This is a genomic window from Streptococcus tangpeifui (genome assembly GCF_044503215.1).
GTDB classification, from domain to species: Bacteria; Bacillota; Bacilli; order Lactobacillales; family Streptococcaceae; genus Streptococcus; species Streptococcus tangpeifui.
In genome coordinates this window covers 2,180,383-2,197,031 of the sequence record NZ_CP172427.1, presented here as the reverse complement: position 1 = coordinate 2,197,031, position 16,649 = coordinate 2,180,383, and the positions used below count along the sequence as shown (strand labels likewise).

Sequence of the window (16,649 nt, the reverse complement as noted above, 5' to 3'; positions counted from 1 at the left end):
ATTAAAAACACTTTTAATACAATAGTTTGCTTTATAAGAGATGCTAAATGTGCCATAATTAAAGAAAAAGTCACTGACACTAAGATTGCTAAGTTAAAATTTAGACGGCAAGAAAGATTTTTAGCTCATGGTATTATCAATTTTCTTAACCCTTTTCATTGGTTTTGCAGGTGGCTGGCTGGCAAGGCGCCTGAGAATCCCAGCCCCTTTTATGGTTGGCAGTATGATAGCTGTGGCCTTGGTATCCATTTTAACAGGCCGGATGGTTACAGAGCCAAGCATGAAAATTTTTGCACAGGTTATCAGCGGTGCCTATATTGGTCAACAGATTTCTAAAAGGGATATTTTGAGTTTTCCCAAGTTGGGCAAGGCTATCGCAGGATTAATGAGCCTGTTTACCCTTAATATGATAGCGATAGGATTGCTTTTTCAACATTTTTTTGCGTTAGACTTAGTAACTGCTCTACTCAGCTGTCTTCCGGGAGGAATTGTAGATGTTTCTCTGATGAGCATTGACATGGGAGCAAGATCGGATATTGTGGCGACTCTGCAGTCAGCTCGTCTGATTGGAATTTTGCTGATCTTGCCGGCCTGGGTGGCCTTTCTAACAAAGAAATTTAGCCCTAAAGGTGCTCAACCCAAAAGGCAACAAGGACAGAATAATCAGCCTTCTTCTTTACCGCAGCGAAAGCCAGCCAAGCTAAGTGGCAAAAAACAGTGGATCAATAACGGTTTAATTCTGACTGTTGCTAGCTTGGGCGGACTCATTGGGATGGAGCTGGGAATTCCTGTGGGAGCTTTGATTTTCTCTCTGATTTTTTCTTCCATTTTAAAAATTACTAGAGATACCCGCCAACTTTCTATTTCTCTGAGATATTTAGCGCAAATTGTTGCGGGTTCTTTAATTGGAACGAATTTCACGCAAACCAGTCTGTTGCGGATGGCACAACTCATCATTCCTATCCTTTTGCTGTTGACGAGTTACCTCATTATCAATGCTTTCTTTGGCTTTATCATGTACCGCAGTGGCCTGCTCGATCTCCAATCTGCACTTTTTGCTTCCTCACCCGCTGGAGCTACAGATATTTCGCTTTTAGCTGGGGAACTTGGCGGAGATATGCCCAAGATTGCAGGTATTCAAATTAGCCGAACTATTTATACCGTAGTAGTCATGCCCCTGCTTGTTAAAGCCCTAGCTAGTATATTCTAACAAACGTTCTACCAATCAGCTGGCAGAATACTTATAGCAGCTTCTCCAAGAAAGCAAAATAGAAGGTTAAGCTCAGAAAATCGGCACTGCCACCAGGGCTGAGATAGCGCTGAATCAATATCTGATTGTAGGCGGCCAGCTGTCGTTTGAGTTCTGACTTACTAAAATCACTATTCAAGAGGTTCTGAGCCTCTTTTTTAATCCTTTGCCAAGCTGGCACCCCCCCTCGGTGGATAAGATTGGCATCTTCAACGGTGCCCATCAAATAAAGCAGTAGTCGCAATTGACAAAATTCTTTGTCTTGTTCCTTGTTAAGCTCTTGTCGGAAAAAAGGGAGAGCATGAGCGATAACTGTAGGAAAACCGGCCGCGGCTTCACCGCGAGGGCCTTTAATGCCAAATTTGAGATAGAGCTTTTCACCGTGGCTAAGGTCCGCCTTTGTTTCCAACTGGCTGAGGTCTGTCTGAATAATATGAGCCGCTAACTGTTGGGCCAGTTGGCAGATAGCTAGGCTATCTTGGGGAATTAAGGGGTTATTATGACTAGTGGCGGCGGTTTTCTGCTTGGCTAAGTAAATGCCAGTAGCTCCAAGAACCAAGGCTAGTGAAAAGTTAATACCTTTGTGAGTGTTAACGCCACCGGTAGCCTGAAACATAGCCTGTTCGGCTTGAATACCAATTTTTCTTAGTTCTTCAAAAATCAGCTGAGGGTTTTGCCCAGCCATCCGCCAGCCTACTTCAAGATAGCGTAAGAAAAAGGGACTGAGAGTTTCAATACTAGTAAGGAAGGTTTCGTAGGTCATATCCCTATGAGCCCCAGCATCCAAACAATCGACTAGGCCTGGTTTGGGGCTGAGATTAAGCTCGTAGAGCAAGGATCTTGAGGCTAGATCGGCATAATTCTCTAAAGAAAAGTTATTGGCCATGCTGCCTATTTTCCATTTCTTGTTTGATAAATTCGAGGGAGGCATTGAGATGTTCATGAGTAATCAAGGTAATCTGCTCAGTATCCTTGTTTTTCATACCTCGGTAAATGATCCAGTGCTCAGATAGGGCGCGTTTCCGTCTTTCTAGGGAACTTATGGAAATCTCCCGAAAATATCTAAGATAGGTTTGCAATTCCATAACAATCTCACGCAGGCGGAGCATCTGACTTTTTTCATAGATTAATTCATTAAATTGGTTAAAGTTTTGTAGTATTTGCTGAATATCTCCATCTTCAATCATTGCTTCACAGTCGGTCAATATTTTTTTCATATCTGCGAAGTCTTCCTCAGTCATCAAATGCATAGCCTTGATGGAAGCCAGAGTATCAAGCGCTTTACGAATATCAAAAATTTCGATAGCATCTTTTAAACTGATACCGCGGACAATAATCCCTTTTTTTGGAATGTGCTCCACCAACTTCTCTTCTTTCAAAACACTCAGAGCATAGCGGATAGGAGTGCGGCTGATATTAAGAGTTTCAGCGAGTTCTTTTTCATTAATATGACTGCCAGCTGGAATTTCACTCATGATAATGGTCTTTTTAAGAGCTTCATAAAAAGAGACTTTCAGAGGTACGTTCTGCGATAAATCTAAGTTATTTTTAATAGCCTGAGTAATTTGTGACATGATTCCTCCTTGAAATTTTAGTAACTATTATAACTATAACCAAGTCTCTTAAAAAAAGTAAAGTAAATAACTTGTTTTTTTATAAAAAAAGCCTTGCCAGTTAGCAGGGCTTTTAAAAAGAATGGGTATCGCTTTGTTTATTGAGGAATGTAAAGTGGGACATGTCCCATCACAAGAACGGTGACAACGAAGATTAAAAAGATGACAGCTGCATATTTGGCGGACTCTCTCTGCCATTCCCCCATATCCAAACCGGTCAAGCGCAGGAGTAAGTAGATAAAGGCAACCAGAGGACTCAGCAAGTGGAAGGCTTGTCCCATCAAAGATGCAAGAGCCATTGCCATGTTGCTGAAACCATATTGGGCACCGGTTTGCGCTAAGACTGGCATAATACCATAGTAGAAGCCATCATTTGACAGGAAGAAGGTACCAGGAGCAGAGATGAGGGCGATAACCAGACCCCAGAAGCCAGCTAATTGTTTAGGAATAATGGTTGTAAAGCTGGACGCAAGGGCATTGGCCATACCGCTACCTTGGAAAAGTCCCATGAAGATACCGGCAGCAAAGACTAAGATAACAACTTGAACAGCATCACCGGCATTATCACTAATGCGTTTTGTTTGATCCTTCAGTCTAGGGTAATTGACCATCAGTGCGATACAGGTACCGACACCGAAGAGCAGAAGTGAAGGAACTTCGATAGCTGGAACAAAGGAACTAGCAACCAGCCAAACAATCAGAATAATCGTTAAGATAGCATTGAAAATAAAGTTTTTAGGACGGCGAATATCCAAAACCTTTGGATCGGTCACTTTGGTTAACTCGGTGATCTCTTTATCAGAGAGTTCACTAACCCCTAAACGCTTGCGTTCTTTTTTCCCCATGCTTCTTGCCACAAAGAAGATGACATAGAGGATAGAGAGAATCATACCGGGAGCCAAATAACTTAAAATTTCAGAACCGACATTAAGGACTGACATAGCCCGGGCAGTAGGACCTCCCCAAGGCAGTAGATTCATGATGGTGTTTTGCAAAATAATCAGGACACCAAGATTCATGATTCTCATATTTAATTTTTTATAAATTGGTAAAAAAGCCGAGCAACAAATCAAGGTTGTTGTAGTACCATCACCATTGAGAGAAACAGCAGCTGCAACAACAGCTGTCGCTACAAGAACTTTCAGAGGGTCGCCCTTGGCGAAGCGGATCATCCTTTCAGTTATAGGGTCAAAAAGGCCTGCATCCAACATAATTGAGAAATAGAGAATAGCAAAGAGCAACATAATACCCGTTTTGGCGGTATTGTTGATGCCATACATGATCATTGGGCCGATGGCTGTTAACCCTTTCCCCATCCCATCTTCGGCAGCAAACTCAACAAAAGCCTTATCTGCAGTCAGATTAGCTGATCCAGTTAGGATAGCAATGACAGCTGCTATCAGTGGAATCATAACCAATGCTGTAAGGGGAGACATTTTTTTCTTCATGACAACATACATGAAGACGATAATCATCGCATAAGCTAATAATGTTAATAACATAAGCTTCTCCTTCATTTAAAAAATATATAAGCTTGAAGTATCTTACTAACAGTGTATATGAAAGCGTTTCAAAAATAAATAGTGCCTTTTCGAAAGAACACAAAAAAAACACAAATTGCCTGCTAGTTGAAAGAACACAAAAAATGCATGCTGAAGGCTTTTATCGTTATATAATTAAGGAGTAAGCAGCTATTCGGAAGCTTAATACACAAGCAATACTTCGAAAGGAGGAAAATATGGGGATTTTTCAACGTTTATTTGGCAAGACCAGTAAAGCTGAACCTATCAGTGCAGCAAAGTCTGATAGTCTAGAAAGTTCAACAGGTTCTGACTGGGAGCTGCTTCCAGCCTTTATTCCGGCGGATCCTCAAGATGTTGAGCGAGTCAGTGTCATCGCAACAGCTATTGCTGCTGGTGACAGACCGGACAGTAAGTTTCTTGTTAAAAGAGTCTTACAGAGGAATCCAGAAGTTAAAACGATTTCGATTATAGCTGCAAGCATTGCGGCCGGCACAAAAACTGATAGCCAGTTGTCCATAAAAAATATTTACAAAAAGAAAGACTGAGACAAAAAGGAGACATTTTATGTTGCGTAAATTTAAAATCTCAATTGACGGAAAAGAATATCTAGTGGAAATGGAAGAAATCGGTGCTCCAGTGGCTCCAACACCAGCCCCAGTAGCTGCACCTACTTCGGCACCAACTGTAGAAGTGCCTCAACCAGCTGAATCAGCTCCGGCTGCACCTGCTCCAAGCCCAGCGGCTTCGGCACCAGCAGGTGCGGATGCTATGCCAGCGCCAATGCCAGGAACAATCCTGAAAATTTTGGTTAATCCAGGCGATACCGTTTCAGAAAATCAACCCCTCATGATTTTGGAAGCCATGAAAATGGAGAATGAAATTGTAGCTAGCAGTGCAGGTACAATCTCTGCCATTCATGTTAAAGAAGGACAAGTGGTTAATGCAGGCGACGGCCTGATTACAATCGCTTAATGAGACATTAGAAAGGAAGTAAGCTTGTGGATACTTTAATCTCAGGAATTACCTCTATCACTATTCCGCAAATCATTATGATGTTAATTGGAACCGTGCTCATGTATCTGGGGATTAAAAAGGAATATGAGCCCACCCTTTTAGTTCCGATGGGTCTTGGGACCATCTTGGTGAATTTCCCCGGAACAGGAGTTTTAACACAGGTTGTCAATGGTGTCCATCAAGAAGGAGTTTTTGATGTCCTCTTTAAGATAGGGATTAATACGGAACTCTTTCCCCTCCTGATTTTTATCGGGATTGGTGCCATGATTGACTTTGGCCCTCTGTTGCAGAATCCTTTTATGCTGCTCTTTGGTGCCGCAGCCCAGTTTGGGATCTTCTTTGTTGTCGTTGTTGCGGTCTTGGCAGGCTTCGATATCAAGGAAGCAGCTTCGATCGGGATTATCGGGGCTGCCGATGGTCCAACTTCAATCTTTGTCGCCAACCAGCTAGCTCCTAAGCTACTGGGGCCGATAACAGTTGCAGCCTATTCTTATATGGCACTGGTTCCTATTATCCAACCCTTCGCTATCAAATTGGTTACGACTAAAAAGGAACGTCGGATTCGTATGACCTACAAGGCAGAAGATGTTTCTAAATTAACTAAAATTCTATTTCCAATTGTCATTACGATTGTTGCAGGATTTATCGCACCTATTTCCCTACCGCTTGTTGGTTTCTTGATGTTTGGTAATCTCTTGCGTGAATGTGGTGTTTTAGACCGTTTATCACAAACAGCTCAAAACGAGTTGGTCAATATTGTCAGTATCCTCCTGGGTCTAACGATTTCGGTTAAGATGCAGGCTGATCAATTCTTAAATCTCCAAACTCTTATGATTATCCTCTTTGGTTTGGTGGCCTTCATTATGGACTCTGTCGGAGGGGTTGTTTTTGCTAAGATTTTAAATATTTTCCGCCGCAAGAAAATCAATCCAATGATTGGTGCTGCAGGGATTTCAGCCTTTCCAATGTCCAGCCGGGTTATTCAAAAAATGGCAACGGATGAAGATCCGCAAAACTTTATTTTGATGTATGCGGTCGGGGCAAATGTATCGGGACAAATTGCTTCGGTAATCGCAGGCGGCTTGTTGCTGTCATTCTTTAGCTAAAAAGGTGAGGAGAAAAAATTATGTCAATGGATGATTTGATTCAAGCCTTTGAATTGATGGGCTTAGGTATGGCTGGTGTTTTTATCGTCTTGGGAATTCTCTATGCAGTAGCTGAATTGTTACTCAGGATCTTTCCAGTCAAAAAATAAGTTAGTTATCACACGCGACACTTGTGGGATGATCTCACCTGCGCCGCATATTATAGCAATGTGAGGTGAATTATGAATATTAAACAATCTGCTGTCGCTGGCTCTTTGGAGTCCAGTGACATTATGGTGACAGTTAATCCAAGCAATGATGGTATTTCTATCGAATTAGAAAGCAGCGTTGAAAAACAATTTGGTCAACAAATTAGGACAGTCATCCAAGAAACACTGGAAAACTTGGGTGTTCAGTCTGCTGCTGTCCAAGCCGTAGATAAAGGAGCCTTGGATTGTACCATTCAAGCACGTACGCTTGCTGCAGTTTACAGAGCGGCAGGAGTAGAGCAGTACAACTGGAAGGAGATTGACGCATGGAACGCTTAAGAAGAACAATGATGTTTGTCCCCGGAGCCAATGCAGCCATGCTTAGGGATGCTCCGCTGTATGGTGCAGACTCTATTATGTTTGATTTAGAAGATTCGGTCTCTTTGAAAGAAAAGGATACATCCAGAGCCTTGGTGCATTTTGCTCTTAAAACCTTTGACTACAGTCAGGTAGAAACGGTTGTTCGGGTAAATGGTCTGGATACTTGCGGTGCACTTGATGTTGAGGCAGTAGTCCTTGCTGGTGTCGATGTAGTCCGTCTACCTAAAACGGAAACGGCTCAAGATATTATTGATGTCGAAGCAGTTATCGAAAAAGTTGAGCGCGATAACGGTATTGAGATTGGCCGTACTAAGATGATGGCTGCTATCGAGTCTGCCGAAGGTGTTCTCAATGCTCCAGCCATTGCTAAAGCTTCTGATCGTTTAATCGGTATCGCTCTCGGTGCCGAAGACTATGTGACTAATATGAAAACGCGTCGCTATCCTGATGGCCAAGAGCTTTTCTTTGCTCGCAGCATGATTCTTCATGCAGCGCGCGCAGCCGGTATTGCAGCGATTGATACGGTCTACTCTGATGTCAATAACCCCGAAGGCTTCCAAAACGAAGTGCGCTTAATTAAGCAACTGGGATTCGATGGAAAATCTGTTATTAATCCTCGTCAAATCCCTTTGGTTAACGAAATTTATACACCGACAGAAAAAGAAATCCAAAATGCTAAAGAAGTTGTTTGGGCAATTCGTGAAGCTGAAAGTAAAGGATCCGGTGTTATTTCACTCAAGGGTAAAATGGTTGACAAGCCTATTGTTGAACGTGCCGAACGTGTTATTGCCTTGGCTAAGGCAGCTGGAGTGTTAAGCGAGGAGGATATTTAAGATGGTAGAAAATAAATTAGGTCGCGATATTCCTCAAGAATATGCTGAACGCTATGGTGTATTTGAAGGGGAATTAGCGCATATTAAAGATTATCAAGAGTCCAGTCGACGTGTAAAACCAGTGAAACCTGCTGATGATAAGCTCTTGTCTTCTATCCGTGAAGCCATTGAAAAAACAGGACTAAAAGATGGTATGACTATCTCCTTCCATCACCATTTCCGTGAGGGAGACTATGTGATGAATATGGTCTTGGATGAGATTGCTAAGATGGGGATTAAAGATATTTCTATCGCTCCCAGCTCTATTGCCAACGTCCATGCCCCTTTGATCGATCACATTAAAAACGGCGTTGTCACTAATATCACATCCAGTGGTCTACGCGATAAGGTAGGCGCAGCCATTTCAGAAGGGATTATGGAAAATCCAGTTGTTATCCGCTCCCATGGGGGACGTGCGCGTGCGATTGCGGCCGATGATATTCATATTGACGTTGCTTTCTTAGGAGCTCCGAGCTCTGACGCTTACGGCAATGCTAATGGAACAAAAGGAAAGGCAACCTGTGGTTCGCTTGGCTACGCCATGATTGATGCTAAATATGCAGACCAAGTTGTTATCATTACAGATACTCTGGTACCTTATCCCAATACGCCAATCAGCATTCCGCAGACGGATGTTGATTATGTCGTTGTTGTAGATGCCATCGGTGATCCTGAAGGTATTGCCAAAGGGGCAACGCGCTACACTAAAAATCCTAAAGAACTGCTCATTGCCGAGTATGCAGCTAAGGTTATTACTGGTTCTCCTTACTATAAAGAAGGATTCTCCTTCCAAACAGGTACCGGCGGGGCTTCACTGGCTGTTACACGTTTTATGCGTGAACAGATGATTAAAGATGGCGTCAAAGCTAATTTCGCACTGGGCGGGATTACTAATGCTATGGTAGAATTGCTGGAAGAAGGTCTGGTTGACAAAATTATGGACGTTCAGGACTTCGACCATCCTTCGGCTGTATCGCTTGACAGCAATGCTGAAAAGCATTATGAAATTGATGCTAATATGTATGCCTCTCCGCTTAGCAAAGGTTCTGTAATCAATCAATTGGATACTTGTGTACTCTCTGCCTTAGAAGTAGATACAGACTTTAATGTCAATGTTATGACAGGCTCGGATGGTGTTATTCGCGGAGCATCAGGCGGCCATTGTGACACGGCCTTCGCAGCTAAAATGAGTTTAGTCATTTCACCTCTTGTGCGCGGACGCATTCCTACCTTTGTTGATAAGGTTAACACCGTCATTACGCCGGGAACCAGTGTTGATGTCATTGTGACAGAAGTTGGTATTGCTATCAATCCTAACCGTCCTGATTTGATAGAACACTTTAAGGACCTGAAAGTACCGCAATTTACAATTGAAGAGTTGAAAGAAAAAGCTTATGCGATTGTCGGTAATCCAGATCCTATTCAATATGGAGACAAGGTTGTGGCTCTTATTGAGTATCGCGATGGCAGCTTGATTGATGTTGTCCGTAATGTCTGAACAACTAAGTGTCCCAACCGTCTTTGACGGACCGCAAGTAACCCTAGAGGATATGCTGGCTGCGCGTGAAGACCGCAGCCGTAAACAGACAGAACTGCTGAAAACTTATAAGTCTCATTCCCTGCTTTGTGCAACCATGAATATTCCCGGGCCCATCAAGAACTCAGTTCTATTAAGCCGGGTCTTTGAAATGGTTATTAAGCAGGTCAAAGGAACTTTAGCAGGACATATTAATTTTGAAAAAGAAATTGTTAAAAAAACGGGCTGTGAGTATTATCTGATTTCAGATTTAGCAGCTAACGATTTAAAAAAATCGATGATAGAGATTGAAGCAAGCACCCCTTTGGGTCGCCTGATGGACTTGGATGTTTTGCAATTGATTGAAAACTATCCCAAACCAATTAGCCGTCAGGAGCTCGGCTTCCCTAAGCGACGCTGCTTTATCTGTCAGGGAGAGGCCAAGTCCTGTGCCAGGTCTCGAAAACACAATGTGGAAACGATGCAAGCCAAGCTTGCCCAAATTATTAGTGAAAATTTATAGAGGAGGGAAGTCATGTCGGAAATCCGCCTTACGGAGACAGTCTTGCGAGATGGACAACAGAGTCAAATCGCAACACGAATGACAACAACAGAGATGCTGCCGGTTCTGGAAACCTTGGACGAGGCAGGCTATCACGCTTTGGAGGTCTGGGGTGGCGCTACCTTTGATTCCTGCTTGCGCTATTTGAATGAAGATCCCTGGGAAAGGCTGAGGACCATTCGTAAACATGTTAAGAAAACGAAATTGCAAATGCTCCTGCGTGGTCAAAATTTGCTTGGCTATCGCAATTATGCCGATGATGTTGTGACCTCCTTCATTCAAAAGTCTATCGAAAATGGGATTGATATTATTCGTATCTTTGATGCCCTCAATGATCCTCGCAATCTGCAAACGGCTGTATCAGCTACTAAAGCAGCAGGTGGTCATGCCCAAGTTGCTATTTCCTACACTACTAGTCCTATTCATACGGTGGATTATTTTGTAAATCTTGCCAAGCAGTACGCCCAAATTGGGGCTGATTCCATCTGTATCAAAGATATGGCTGGTGTTTTAACGCCGCAGACGGGTTATGAGTTAGTGAAGCGGATCAAGGAAGATGTAAATCTGCCTCTTGAAGTCCATACCCATGCGACCAGTGGTATTTCTGAAATGACTTATCTCAAAGTAGCTGAAGCAGGAGCTGATATTATTGATACAGCGGTCTCATCTTTTGCAGGAGGAACTAGCCAGCCTGCGACAGAGTCTTTGGTCATCGCCCTTGAAGAACTTGGTTTTCACACGGGCATAGATTTAAAAAAGGTCGAAGAAGTGGCTGCCCACATGAATACTGTTCGCGACCATTATCGAGCAGAAGGCATTTTGAATCCTAAGGTCAAGGATGTTGAGCCTAAAACCCTGATTTATCAAGTTCCAGGTGGGATGTTATCAAACTTGCTCAGCCAATTAACAGAACAGGGTCTGGTTGATCGATATGAAGAAGTTTTGGCTGAGGTTCCTCGTGTCAGAGCTGATCTTGGCTATCCACCGCTGGTAACCCCTTTATCACAGATGGTAGGAACCCAATCGCTAATGAATATTATCTCAGGTGAGCGCTATAAGGTCGTTCCCAATGAGATTAAGGATTATGTCCGTGGGTTTTACGGCCGTCCACCAGCAGCTATTGATGACAAGATTAAACAACTCATTATCGGTGATGAGGAGCCTATCACGGTTCGGCCAGCTGATTTGATTGAACCGCAACTACCAAGTTTGCGTCAAGAAATTGCAGACTATGCTAAGAGTGAAGAAGATGTGCTCAGTTATGCCTCCTTCCCTCAGCAAGCTAAAGATTTCTTAGGCCGCCGTGAAGATCCTTTCTATGACGTCCCTGTCCAAACCGTTTCTGTTGATATTGATTTCTAAGTTCCTAATTAATGGCAAACATGGGACTTCAAAACTAAAAGGGAGGAGACTAATCAAGTTTTCTCCTTTTAATTTGTGATAAATGACTATAATTAAATGCGAGAGAAGATTCAGTTGGTCTTCTCTTTTCAACTATTGTAACGTTGTCAAAACGTTTAAAAATATCAGAAAATTTTTTAGGATCTTAGCATTCTAATGAAAGATGGGCAGAAGAACTTGATTAAGAAGAGTTTAGGTGATACTATAGCAACCATAAAAATGAAAGGATAAACTATATGGAATCAATTGTGTTCGACAAATTCGAATCTGTTCAAGTAAACGACTTGTCTGAACAGATAGGTGGAACTATCAGTGTTGTTAATGGCTGGGGAGATGGAGGTTTTATTTTATGCCAAAGCTCCCAACTACTTTAGTATTATTTTGTATTTTACTACTGCCTATTATGGCCAATCGCATTAAAAGTCCTGCTGTAAAAATTACTTGCCTAGTCATTGTTTTGATTTTGGGTGTTTATAGTTCGGCAGAAGTCGTATATGCACTTTTACATTAGAGTTACATAATTTTCAAAGTCGCATTATACATCCCAAGATTCATAATAGACTTTCCATTTTTTTAGAAAAGGCAAGACATTCTTGAGGGCACCCCGAAAAACTCAAGATTTTCTATACTTGAATACTTGTAAATGCTGATATATCAGCATCGAGAATATTTTGCAAGAGACTTGTAGAGCTTCTCTTGAACATTCCGCCCCGTCTCCTTTTAGGTGTCGGGGCCTTTTTCTGCCCCCCTTTAATGTAAGAAAGAAGTTGACCTCACCTATGACTCTGTGAATTTCGACAAAATATCCTAGAAATTTTGGTGCTTCTACTTGCTTTGCAAGTTCTATCGCAACTTTGAAAGAGGTTCATTGCTACTAAAGAACTTATAAACTGTGCAAGGGTAAGACTTCTAGGCTTAGCCAACAAGTCTTACTCCCAACCACCGCGCAAAAGAATTCGCAAAAAGAAGCCATAAAGGAACGCAATAAGCGTCTGGACAAAATAGAAGAGAAGAAAGAAAAGAAGACCAAGAAAAAAAACAAAAAGCTCTCTAAAAAGGCCAGAAAAAAAGCTGAAAAGAAGGCCAAAAAGAAAAAGGATGCTAAGAAGAAAAAGCGCGATGAGAAAGATAAAAAAGAAACGGATCATGTCTCTCTCTTTGCGCCGGATAATGGCATTATCCATACCAATCCCAAGTACGAAGGGGCTCATGTCATTCCCCAATGGTCAGAAATTGCTCAAATTTATCCTGATATCCAAAAGACCAAGACGGTATTGATTACTTATTACGTGTCATCAGACGATGTGGTCTCAATGGAAGAAGGACAAAAGACTCGCTTGACAGTTGAGAAAAAAGGCAATGACAAGATGATGATTGAAGGTAAGATCACTAAGGTTGCTTCTTCAGCCACGTCCACTAAAAAGGGAAATCTCTTTAAGGTGACTGCCAAGGCTAAGCTCTCCAAAAAGGACAGCAAGCTCGTCAAATATGGCATGACTGGTAAGACCGTTACGGTAATTGATAAGAAGACCTACTTTGACTACTTTAAAGATAAACTTCTGCATAAAATGGAGAATTAGGTTCGATTCACAATCCGACTCAAACTGAGTTGGATTTTTTATGGAGCTACATAGTTTATGAGAGCGAATCAATGTCAAAGCCTTGTTGACTTTAGCTGACCAAAGTACGCTTGCACCTCGTCGCCTTGTCTATTTTGCTTGTCTCTGAATGCTAGAAATGAGCTAATGCGAACTTGCCGTTTTATGAATAATTACTCTTTTCAAGACGGACTTCCTTAATTCAATCTTTCCTAAGGCCAATGGTGAAAAACCCAGGCCTTTTTGTTATAATGTGTAAGGTATAAATTGAGAAAAATAGAGGCGAGCATGAATAAAATTGAGCGACAACATAAAATAAAGACCATCATTCAAGAAGAACGGGTGGGAACGCAGGAGGAAATCAAAGACAGCCTAGCCAAGCAAGGCATTGCCGTGACTCAGGCTACTCTGTCACGAGATCTGCGAGAGATTGGTCTTCTCAAACGTCGTGATGAGACTGGCAGGCTTTATTACAGTCTGTCAACTCAGGAAGACTCCCACTTGTCTGATGCTGTTCGAGACTATATTAAAAAGGTTTCTCGGGCAGGTTTTATCTTGGTTCTCAGCACCGAGTTGGGAGAAGCTGATGTTTTGGCTAATATTATTGACCGAGAAGGACGCAGTGACATCCTTGGGACAGTAGCTGGCGCTGATACTCTTTTGGTTATTTGCCAAGATGAAGCCAAAGCTCAAGCCATTGAGGAAGAATTGCATAAATGACTGACTTAGATCAAGCTCTTAACGACCTGCAGAACTTATTGGCTCATCATGAGAGTGTTCAAGCCTTTCAGGCCGTTCAAGCCAAGGTAAAGGAACAGCCAACTTTGAATCAATTGGCCCACGATATGAAGGCTTACCAACAAGAAGCAGTCTTGTTTGAAAAATTAGAAAAAAATCGGGCAGCCGACCAGTTAGGTCAGGCTGCTGACCGCTTAAATCAAGAACTTTCTGATCTGCCCTTGGTTCAAGACTACCGTGTTAAAATGCAGGATGCTAGTGATCTTTTACAATATGTCACCAAGAGCCTAGAAGAAAAGATTAATGAAGGATTAGCTAATGGCAAAAGATAAAATTTCTCCAGGAATGCAACAATATTTAGACATCAAAGAATCCTATCCGGATGCTTTTTTGCTTTTCCGGATGGGGGATTTCTATGAACTTTTCTATGATGATGCGGTTAAAGCAGCCCAGATTTTAGAAATCAGTCTGACCAGTCGTAACAAGAACGCTGACGATCCCATTCCTATGGCTGGTGTTCCCTACCATTCGGCTCAGCAGTATATTGATGTATTGGTCGATTTGGGTTACAAGGTAGCCATTGCCGAGCAGATGGAGGATCCTAAAAAGGCTGTTGGTGTGGTTAAGCGTGAGGTTGTTCAAGTTATTACTCCAGGGACTGTCGTCGATTCGAGTAAACCTGATAGCAGTAATAATTTCTTGGTTGCTATCGATTATCTGGATGAAGAGTACGGTCTTTCTTACATGGACCTCTCAACTGGTGAATTTTATGCAACTAGCTTGAGCGATTTTACAGCGGTCTGTAGTGAAATTCAAAACCTTAAGACTAGAGAAGTTGTCCTAGGTTTTGAACTTGACGATAAGCAGACGGAAAGCTTGACCAAGCAGATGAACCTCCTCTTATCACCTGAAAAGGACATTTATGACGATGTTCAGCTGATTGGTACAGACTTAAGGCCAGTAGAAGCTCATGCTGCAGGTAAGCTCCTCCAATACGTCCATACGACCCAGAAGCGGGAACTCAGTCACTTGCAAAGCCTAGTTCACTATGAAATCAAGGACTTCCTGCAGATGACCTATGCCACCAAGACCAGTCTGGATCTTTTGGAAAACGCCAGAACCAGCAAGAAACATGGCAGTCTTTTCTGGCTTTTGGACTCCACCAAAACGGCTATGGGGATGCGCCTCTTGCGAAGCTGGATTGATCGTCCTCTGGTCAGTCGAAAGAAGATTTTGGAGCGGCAGGAGATTGTTCAAACCTTCTTGGATAACTTTTTTGAACGCAGTGACTTGACTGATAGTCTCAAAGGAGTCTATGATATTGATCGTCTGGCCAGTAGGGTTTCCTTTGGTAAGGCTAATCCCAAGGATCTCTTGCAGCTGGGCCACACCTTGGCTCAGGTTCCTAAAATCAAGGGAATGCTGGCCAACTTTGCCAGCCCGGTTTTAGACCAATTAAATGAAGCCATTGATGCCCTGCCTGAGTTGGAAAGTCTGATTGCCTCTGCCATTGACCAAGATGCCCCAGCAACCATTACCGAAGGGGGCATGATTAAAACGGGCTTTGATCAGCAACTGGATCACTATCGTCAAGTTATGCGAGAAGGGACCACTTGGATTGCTGAAATAGAAGCTAAGGAGCGGGCAGCCAGTGGTATTTCAACCTTGAAGATTGATTATAATCGTAAAGATGGCTACTATTTTCACGTGACCAATTCCAATCTATCCCTTGTGCCAGACCATTTCTTCCGCAAGGCGACTCTAAAAAATTCTGAGCGTTTTGGGACAGCCGAATTAGCAAAAATTGAAGGGGATATGCTGGAAGCTAGGGAGCAGTCGGCAACCTTAGAATATGATATCTTTATGACCGTCCGCAATCAGGTTGAGAAATATATCCAGCGTTTGCAGGATTTGGCGAAAAATATTGCCACGGTCGATGTCCTGCAAAGTTTAGCCGTAGTGGCTGAGCATAACCACTATGTCCGCCCCCAATTCAATGACCAGCACATCATTGATATCCAAGATGGCCGTCATGCTGTTGTCGAGAAGGTCATGGGGACTCAAGAATACATTCCCAATACCATCACTTTGGGTCAGACGACCGCTATTCAGCTAATTACAGGGCCTAATATGAGCGGGAAATCAACCTATATGCGGCAGCTAGCTCTGACTGTGGTCATGGCACAAATTGGATCCTTTGTCGCTGCTGAGTCGGCCAATCTACCGATTTTTGATGCCATTTACACGCGGATTGGGGCAGCCGATGACTTGATTTCTGGCCAGTCAACCTTCATGGTTGAGATGATGGAAGCCAATATGGCAATTCAGCGAGCCAGCAAACAGTCTCTGATACTCTTTGATGAATTGGGGCGTGGTACGGCTACTTATGATGGGATGGCTCTAGCTCAATCTATCATCGAATATATTCATGACAAAGTGGGAGCTAAGACCCTCTTTGCTACTCACTATCATGAATTGACAGACCTGTCAACTAATTTAACACACCTTGTCAATGTCCATGTGGCAACTTTAGAGAAGGATGGCGATGTTACCTTCCTTCATAAAATCACAGATGGTCCAGCTGACAAGTCTTACGGTGTTCATGTTGCTAAGATTGCTGGATTGCCTAAGGAACTACTTCAACGAGCAACCAATATTTTGACAGATTTAGAAGCCCATTCTGTTAGCTTGACTGGTCAAGAACAGGCAGAGAAACTTGACAAGCCTGTCAAGCAGGAAGCAAGCACCGAGCAAATGTCTCTCTTTGAAATAACAGAATCCAATGATAAACTGACTCAAGCCCTTCAAGCTCTTGATGTAGTCAATATGACTCCAATGCAAGCCATGAATGCCCTTTTTGAATTGAAGAAATTACTGTAAAACTAAGG

At 42.6% G+C, this 16,649-nt stretch carries 16 protein-coding genes and 1 pseudogene; 14 read left to right on the top strand and 3 right to left on the bottom strand.

Annotation, left to right across the window (positions count from 1 at the left end; translation table 11 throughout):
- The first annotated feature begins 127 nt into the window (after positions 1 to 127).
- Positions 128 to 1,210, top strand: a complete 1,083-nt coding sequence (locus ACFSN5_RS10140) for an AbrB family transcriptional regulator (protein ID WP_165329476.1) — start codon at positions 128 to 130, stop codon at positions 1,208 to 1,210.
- A 31-nt stretch (positions 1,211 to 1,241) separates the two neighbouring features.
- Here ACFSN5_RS10140 and citG read toward each other — a convergent pair whose 3' ends face one another.
- The 3 genes from citG to ACFSN5_RS10125 all read right to left on the bottom strand — a co-directional run bounded on the left by citG (position 1,242) and on the right by ACFSN5_RS10125 (position 4,364).
- The gene (gene citG / locus ACFSN5_RS10135; RefSeq protein WP_165329477.1) at positions 1,242 to 2,135 is read right to left on the bottom strand and encodes a triphosphoribosyl-dephospho-CoA synthase CitG; all 894 of its coding nucleotides are present in this window, start codon (positions 2,133 to 2,135) and stop codon (positions 1,242 to 1,244) included.
- Positions 2,125 to 2,823 (bottom strand): GntR family transcriptional regulator, encoded by a 699-nt coding sequence (locus tag ACFSN5_RS10130; protein WP_165329478.1) that lies wholly within the window; start codon positions 2,821 to 2,823, stop codon positions 2,125 to 2,127. The genes citG and ACFSN5_RS10130 overlap by 11 nt, the downstream gene beginning before the upstream one ends.
- A 137-nt stretch (positions 2,824 to 2,960) precedes the next feature.
- A complete protein-coding gene (locus ACFSN5_RS10125) occupies positions 2,961 to 4,364 on the bottom strand; it encodes a CitMHS family transporter (protein WP_165212490.1) in 1,404 nt (467 codons plus the stop codon).
- A 236-nt stretch (positions 4,365 to 4,600) separates the two neighbouring features.
- Between ACFSN5_RS10125 and ACFSN5_RS10120 the strand changes: the two genes are divergently transcribed.
- From ACFSN5_RS10120 to mutS, 13 genes and pseudogenes are all read left to right on the top strand, one after another.
- Positions 4,601 to 4,930, top strand: a complete 330-nt coding sequence (locus ACFSN5_RS10120; RefSeq protein WP_165212488.1) for a hypothetical protein — start codon at positions 4,601 to 4,603, stop codon at positions 4,928 to 4,930.
- A 19-nt stretch (positions 4,931 to 4,949) separates the two neighbouring features.
- Positions 4,950 to 5,357 (top strand): acetyl-CoA carboxylase biotin carboxyl carrier protein subunit, encoded by a 408-nt coding sequence (locus tag ACFSN5_RS10115; RefSeq protein ID WP_165329479.1) that lies wholly within the window; start codon positions 4,950 to 4,952, stop codon positions 5,355 to 5,357.
- A 26-nt stretch (positions 5,358 to 5,383) separates the two neighbouring features.
- On the top strand, positions 5,384 to 6,505 hold the full coding sequence (locus tag ACFSN5_RS10110) for a sodium ion-translocating decarboxylase subunit beta (protein ID WP_165329480.1): 1,122 nt from the start codon (positions 5,384 to 5,386) through the stop codon (positions 6,503 to 6,505).
- Positions 6,506 to 6,525: 20 nt separating this feature from the next.
- Positions 6,526 to 6,654: an OadG-related small transporter subunit gene (locus ACFSN5_RS10105; protein WP_277423770.1), complete on the top strand. Its 129-nt coding sequence runs from the start codon at positions 6,526 to 6,528 to the stop codon at positions 6,652 to 6,654.
- Positions 6,655 to 6,726: 72 nt separating this feature from the next.
- Entirely contained in the window at positions 6,727 to 7,032 is a 306-nt protein-coding gene (gene citD / locus ACFSN5_RS10100) for a citrate lyase acyl carrier protein (protein WP_165329481.1), read from the top strand.
- Positions 7,020 to 7,907, top strand: a complete 888-nt coding sequence (gene citE / locus ACFSN5_RS10095) for a citrate (pro-3S)-lyase subunit beta (RefSeq protein WP_165329482.1) — start codon at positions 7,020 to 7,022, stop codon at positions 7,905 to 7,907. Before citD ends, citE begins: the two co-directional genes overlap by 13 nt.
- A 1-nt stretch (position 7,908) precedes the next feature.
- Positions 7,909 to 9,444, top strand: a complete 1,536-nt coding sequence (gene citF / locus ACFSN5_RS10090; protein ID WP_165329483.1) for a citrate lyase subunit alpha — start codon at positions 7,909 to 7,911, stop codon at positions 9,442 to 9,444.
- Complete coding sequence (gene citX / locus ACFSN5_RS10085) at positions 9,437 to 9,985, top strand: citrate lyase holo-[acyl-carrier protein] synthase (RefSeq protein WP_165329484.1); 549 nt, start codon at positions 9,437 to 9,439, stop codon at positions 9,983 to 9,985. Before citF ends, citX begins: the two co-directional genes overlap by 8 nt.
- 12 nt (positions 9,986 to 9,997) lie before the next feature.
- On the top strand, positions 9,998 to 11,386 hold the full coding sequence (locus tag ACFSN5_RS10080; protein ID WP_165329485.1) for an oxaloacetate decarboxylase subunit alpha: 1,389 nt from the start codon (positions 9,998 to 10,000) through the stop codon (positions 11,384 to 11,386).
- Positions 11,387 to 12,372: 986 nt separating this feature from the next.
- A pseudogene (locus tag ACFSN5_RS10075) lies at positions 12,373 to 13,005 on the top strand (HlyD family efflux transporter periplasmic adaptor subunit); the annotation flags it as partial.
- A gap of 306 nt (positions 13,006 to 13,311) precedes the next feature.
- Positions 13,312 to 13,743 carry an arginine repressor gene (gene argR, locus ACFSN5_RS10070; protein ID WP_165212951.1) on the top strand — a complete coding sequence of 144 codons (432 nt, stop codon included), beginning with the start codon at positions 13,312 to 13,314 and terminating at the stop codon, positions 13,741 to 13,743.
- A complete protein-coding gene (locus ACFSN5_RS10065; protein WP_165212949.1) occupies positions 13,740 to 14,093 on the top strand; it encodes a YlbF family regulator in 354 nt (117 codons plus the stop codon). The genes argR and ACFSN5_RS10065 overlap by 4 nt, the downstream gene beginning before the upstream one ends.
- Positions 14,080 to 16,641: a DNA mismatch repair protein MutS gene (mutS, locus tag ACFSN5_RS10060; protein ID WP_165212947.1), complete on the top strand. Its 2,562-nt coding sequence runs from the start codon at positions 14,080 to 14,082 to the stop codon at positions 16,639 to 16,641. The genes ACFSN5_RS10065 and mutS overlap by 14 nt, the downstream gene beginning before the upstream one ends.
- Positions 16,642 to 16,649: the final 8 nt, after the last annotated feature.

Bases quoted from the DNA above. Each gene is read 5' to 3' on its own strand.
- ACFSN5_RS10120 (WP_165212488.1), top strand. From the start codon at position 4,601: ATGGGGATTTTTCAACGTTTATTTGGCAAGACCAGTAAAGCTGAACCT.
- citD (WP_165329481.1), top strand. From the start codon at position 6,727: ATGAATATTAAACAATCTGCTGTCGCTGGCTCTTTGGAGTCCAGTGAC.
- ACFSN5_RS10065 (WP_165212949.1), top strand. From the start codon at position 13,740: ATGACTGACTTAGATCAAGCTCTTAACGACCTGCAGAACTTATTGGCT.
- ACFSN5_RS10105 (WP_277423770.1), top strand. From the start codon at position 6,526: ATGTCAATGGATGATTTGATTCAAGCCTTTGAATTGATGGGCTTAGGT.
- ACFSN5_RS10140 (WP_165329476.1), top strand. From the start codon at position 128: ATGGTATTATCAATTTTCTTAACCCTTTTCATTGGTTTTGCAGGTGGC.
- citF (WP_165329483.1), top strand. From the start codon at position 7,909: ATGGTAGAAAATAAATTAGGTCGCGATATTCCTCAAGAATATGCTGAA.
- ACFSN5_RS10130 (WP_165329478.1), bottom strand. From the start codon at position 2,823: ATGTCACAAATTACTCAGGCTATTAAAAATAACTTAGATTTATCGCAG.
- citX (WP_165329484.1), top strand. From the start codon at position 9,437: ATGTCTGAACAACTAAGTGTCCCAACCGTCTTTGACGGACCGCAAGTA.
- citE (WP_165329482.1), top strand. From the start codon at position 7,020: ATGGAACGCTTAAGAAGAACAATGATGTTTGTCCCCGGAGCCAATGCA.
- argR (WP_165212951.1), top strand. From the start codon at position 13,312: ATGAATAAAATTGAGCGACAACATAAAATAAAGACCATCATTCAAGAA.
- citG (WP_165329477.1), bottom strand. From the start codon at position 2,135: ATGGCCAATAACTTTTCTTTAGAGAATTATGCCGATCTAGCCTCAAGA.
- ACFSN5_RS10125 (WP_165212490.1), bottom strand. From the start codon at position 4,364: ATGTTATTAACATTATTAGCTTATGCGATGATTATCGTCTTCATGTAT.
- ACFSN5_RS10080 (WP_165329485.1), top strand. From the start codon at position 9,998: ATGTCGGAAATCCGCCTTACGGAGACAGTCTTGCGAGATGGACAACAG.
- mutS (WP_165212947.1), top strand. From the start codon at position 14,080: ATGGCAAAAGATAAAATTTCTCCAGGAATGCAACAATATTTAGACATC.
- ACFSN5_RS10115 (WP_165329479.1), top strand. From the start codon at position 4,950: ATGTTGCGTAAATTTAAAATCTCAATTGACGGAAAAGAATATCTAGTG.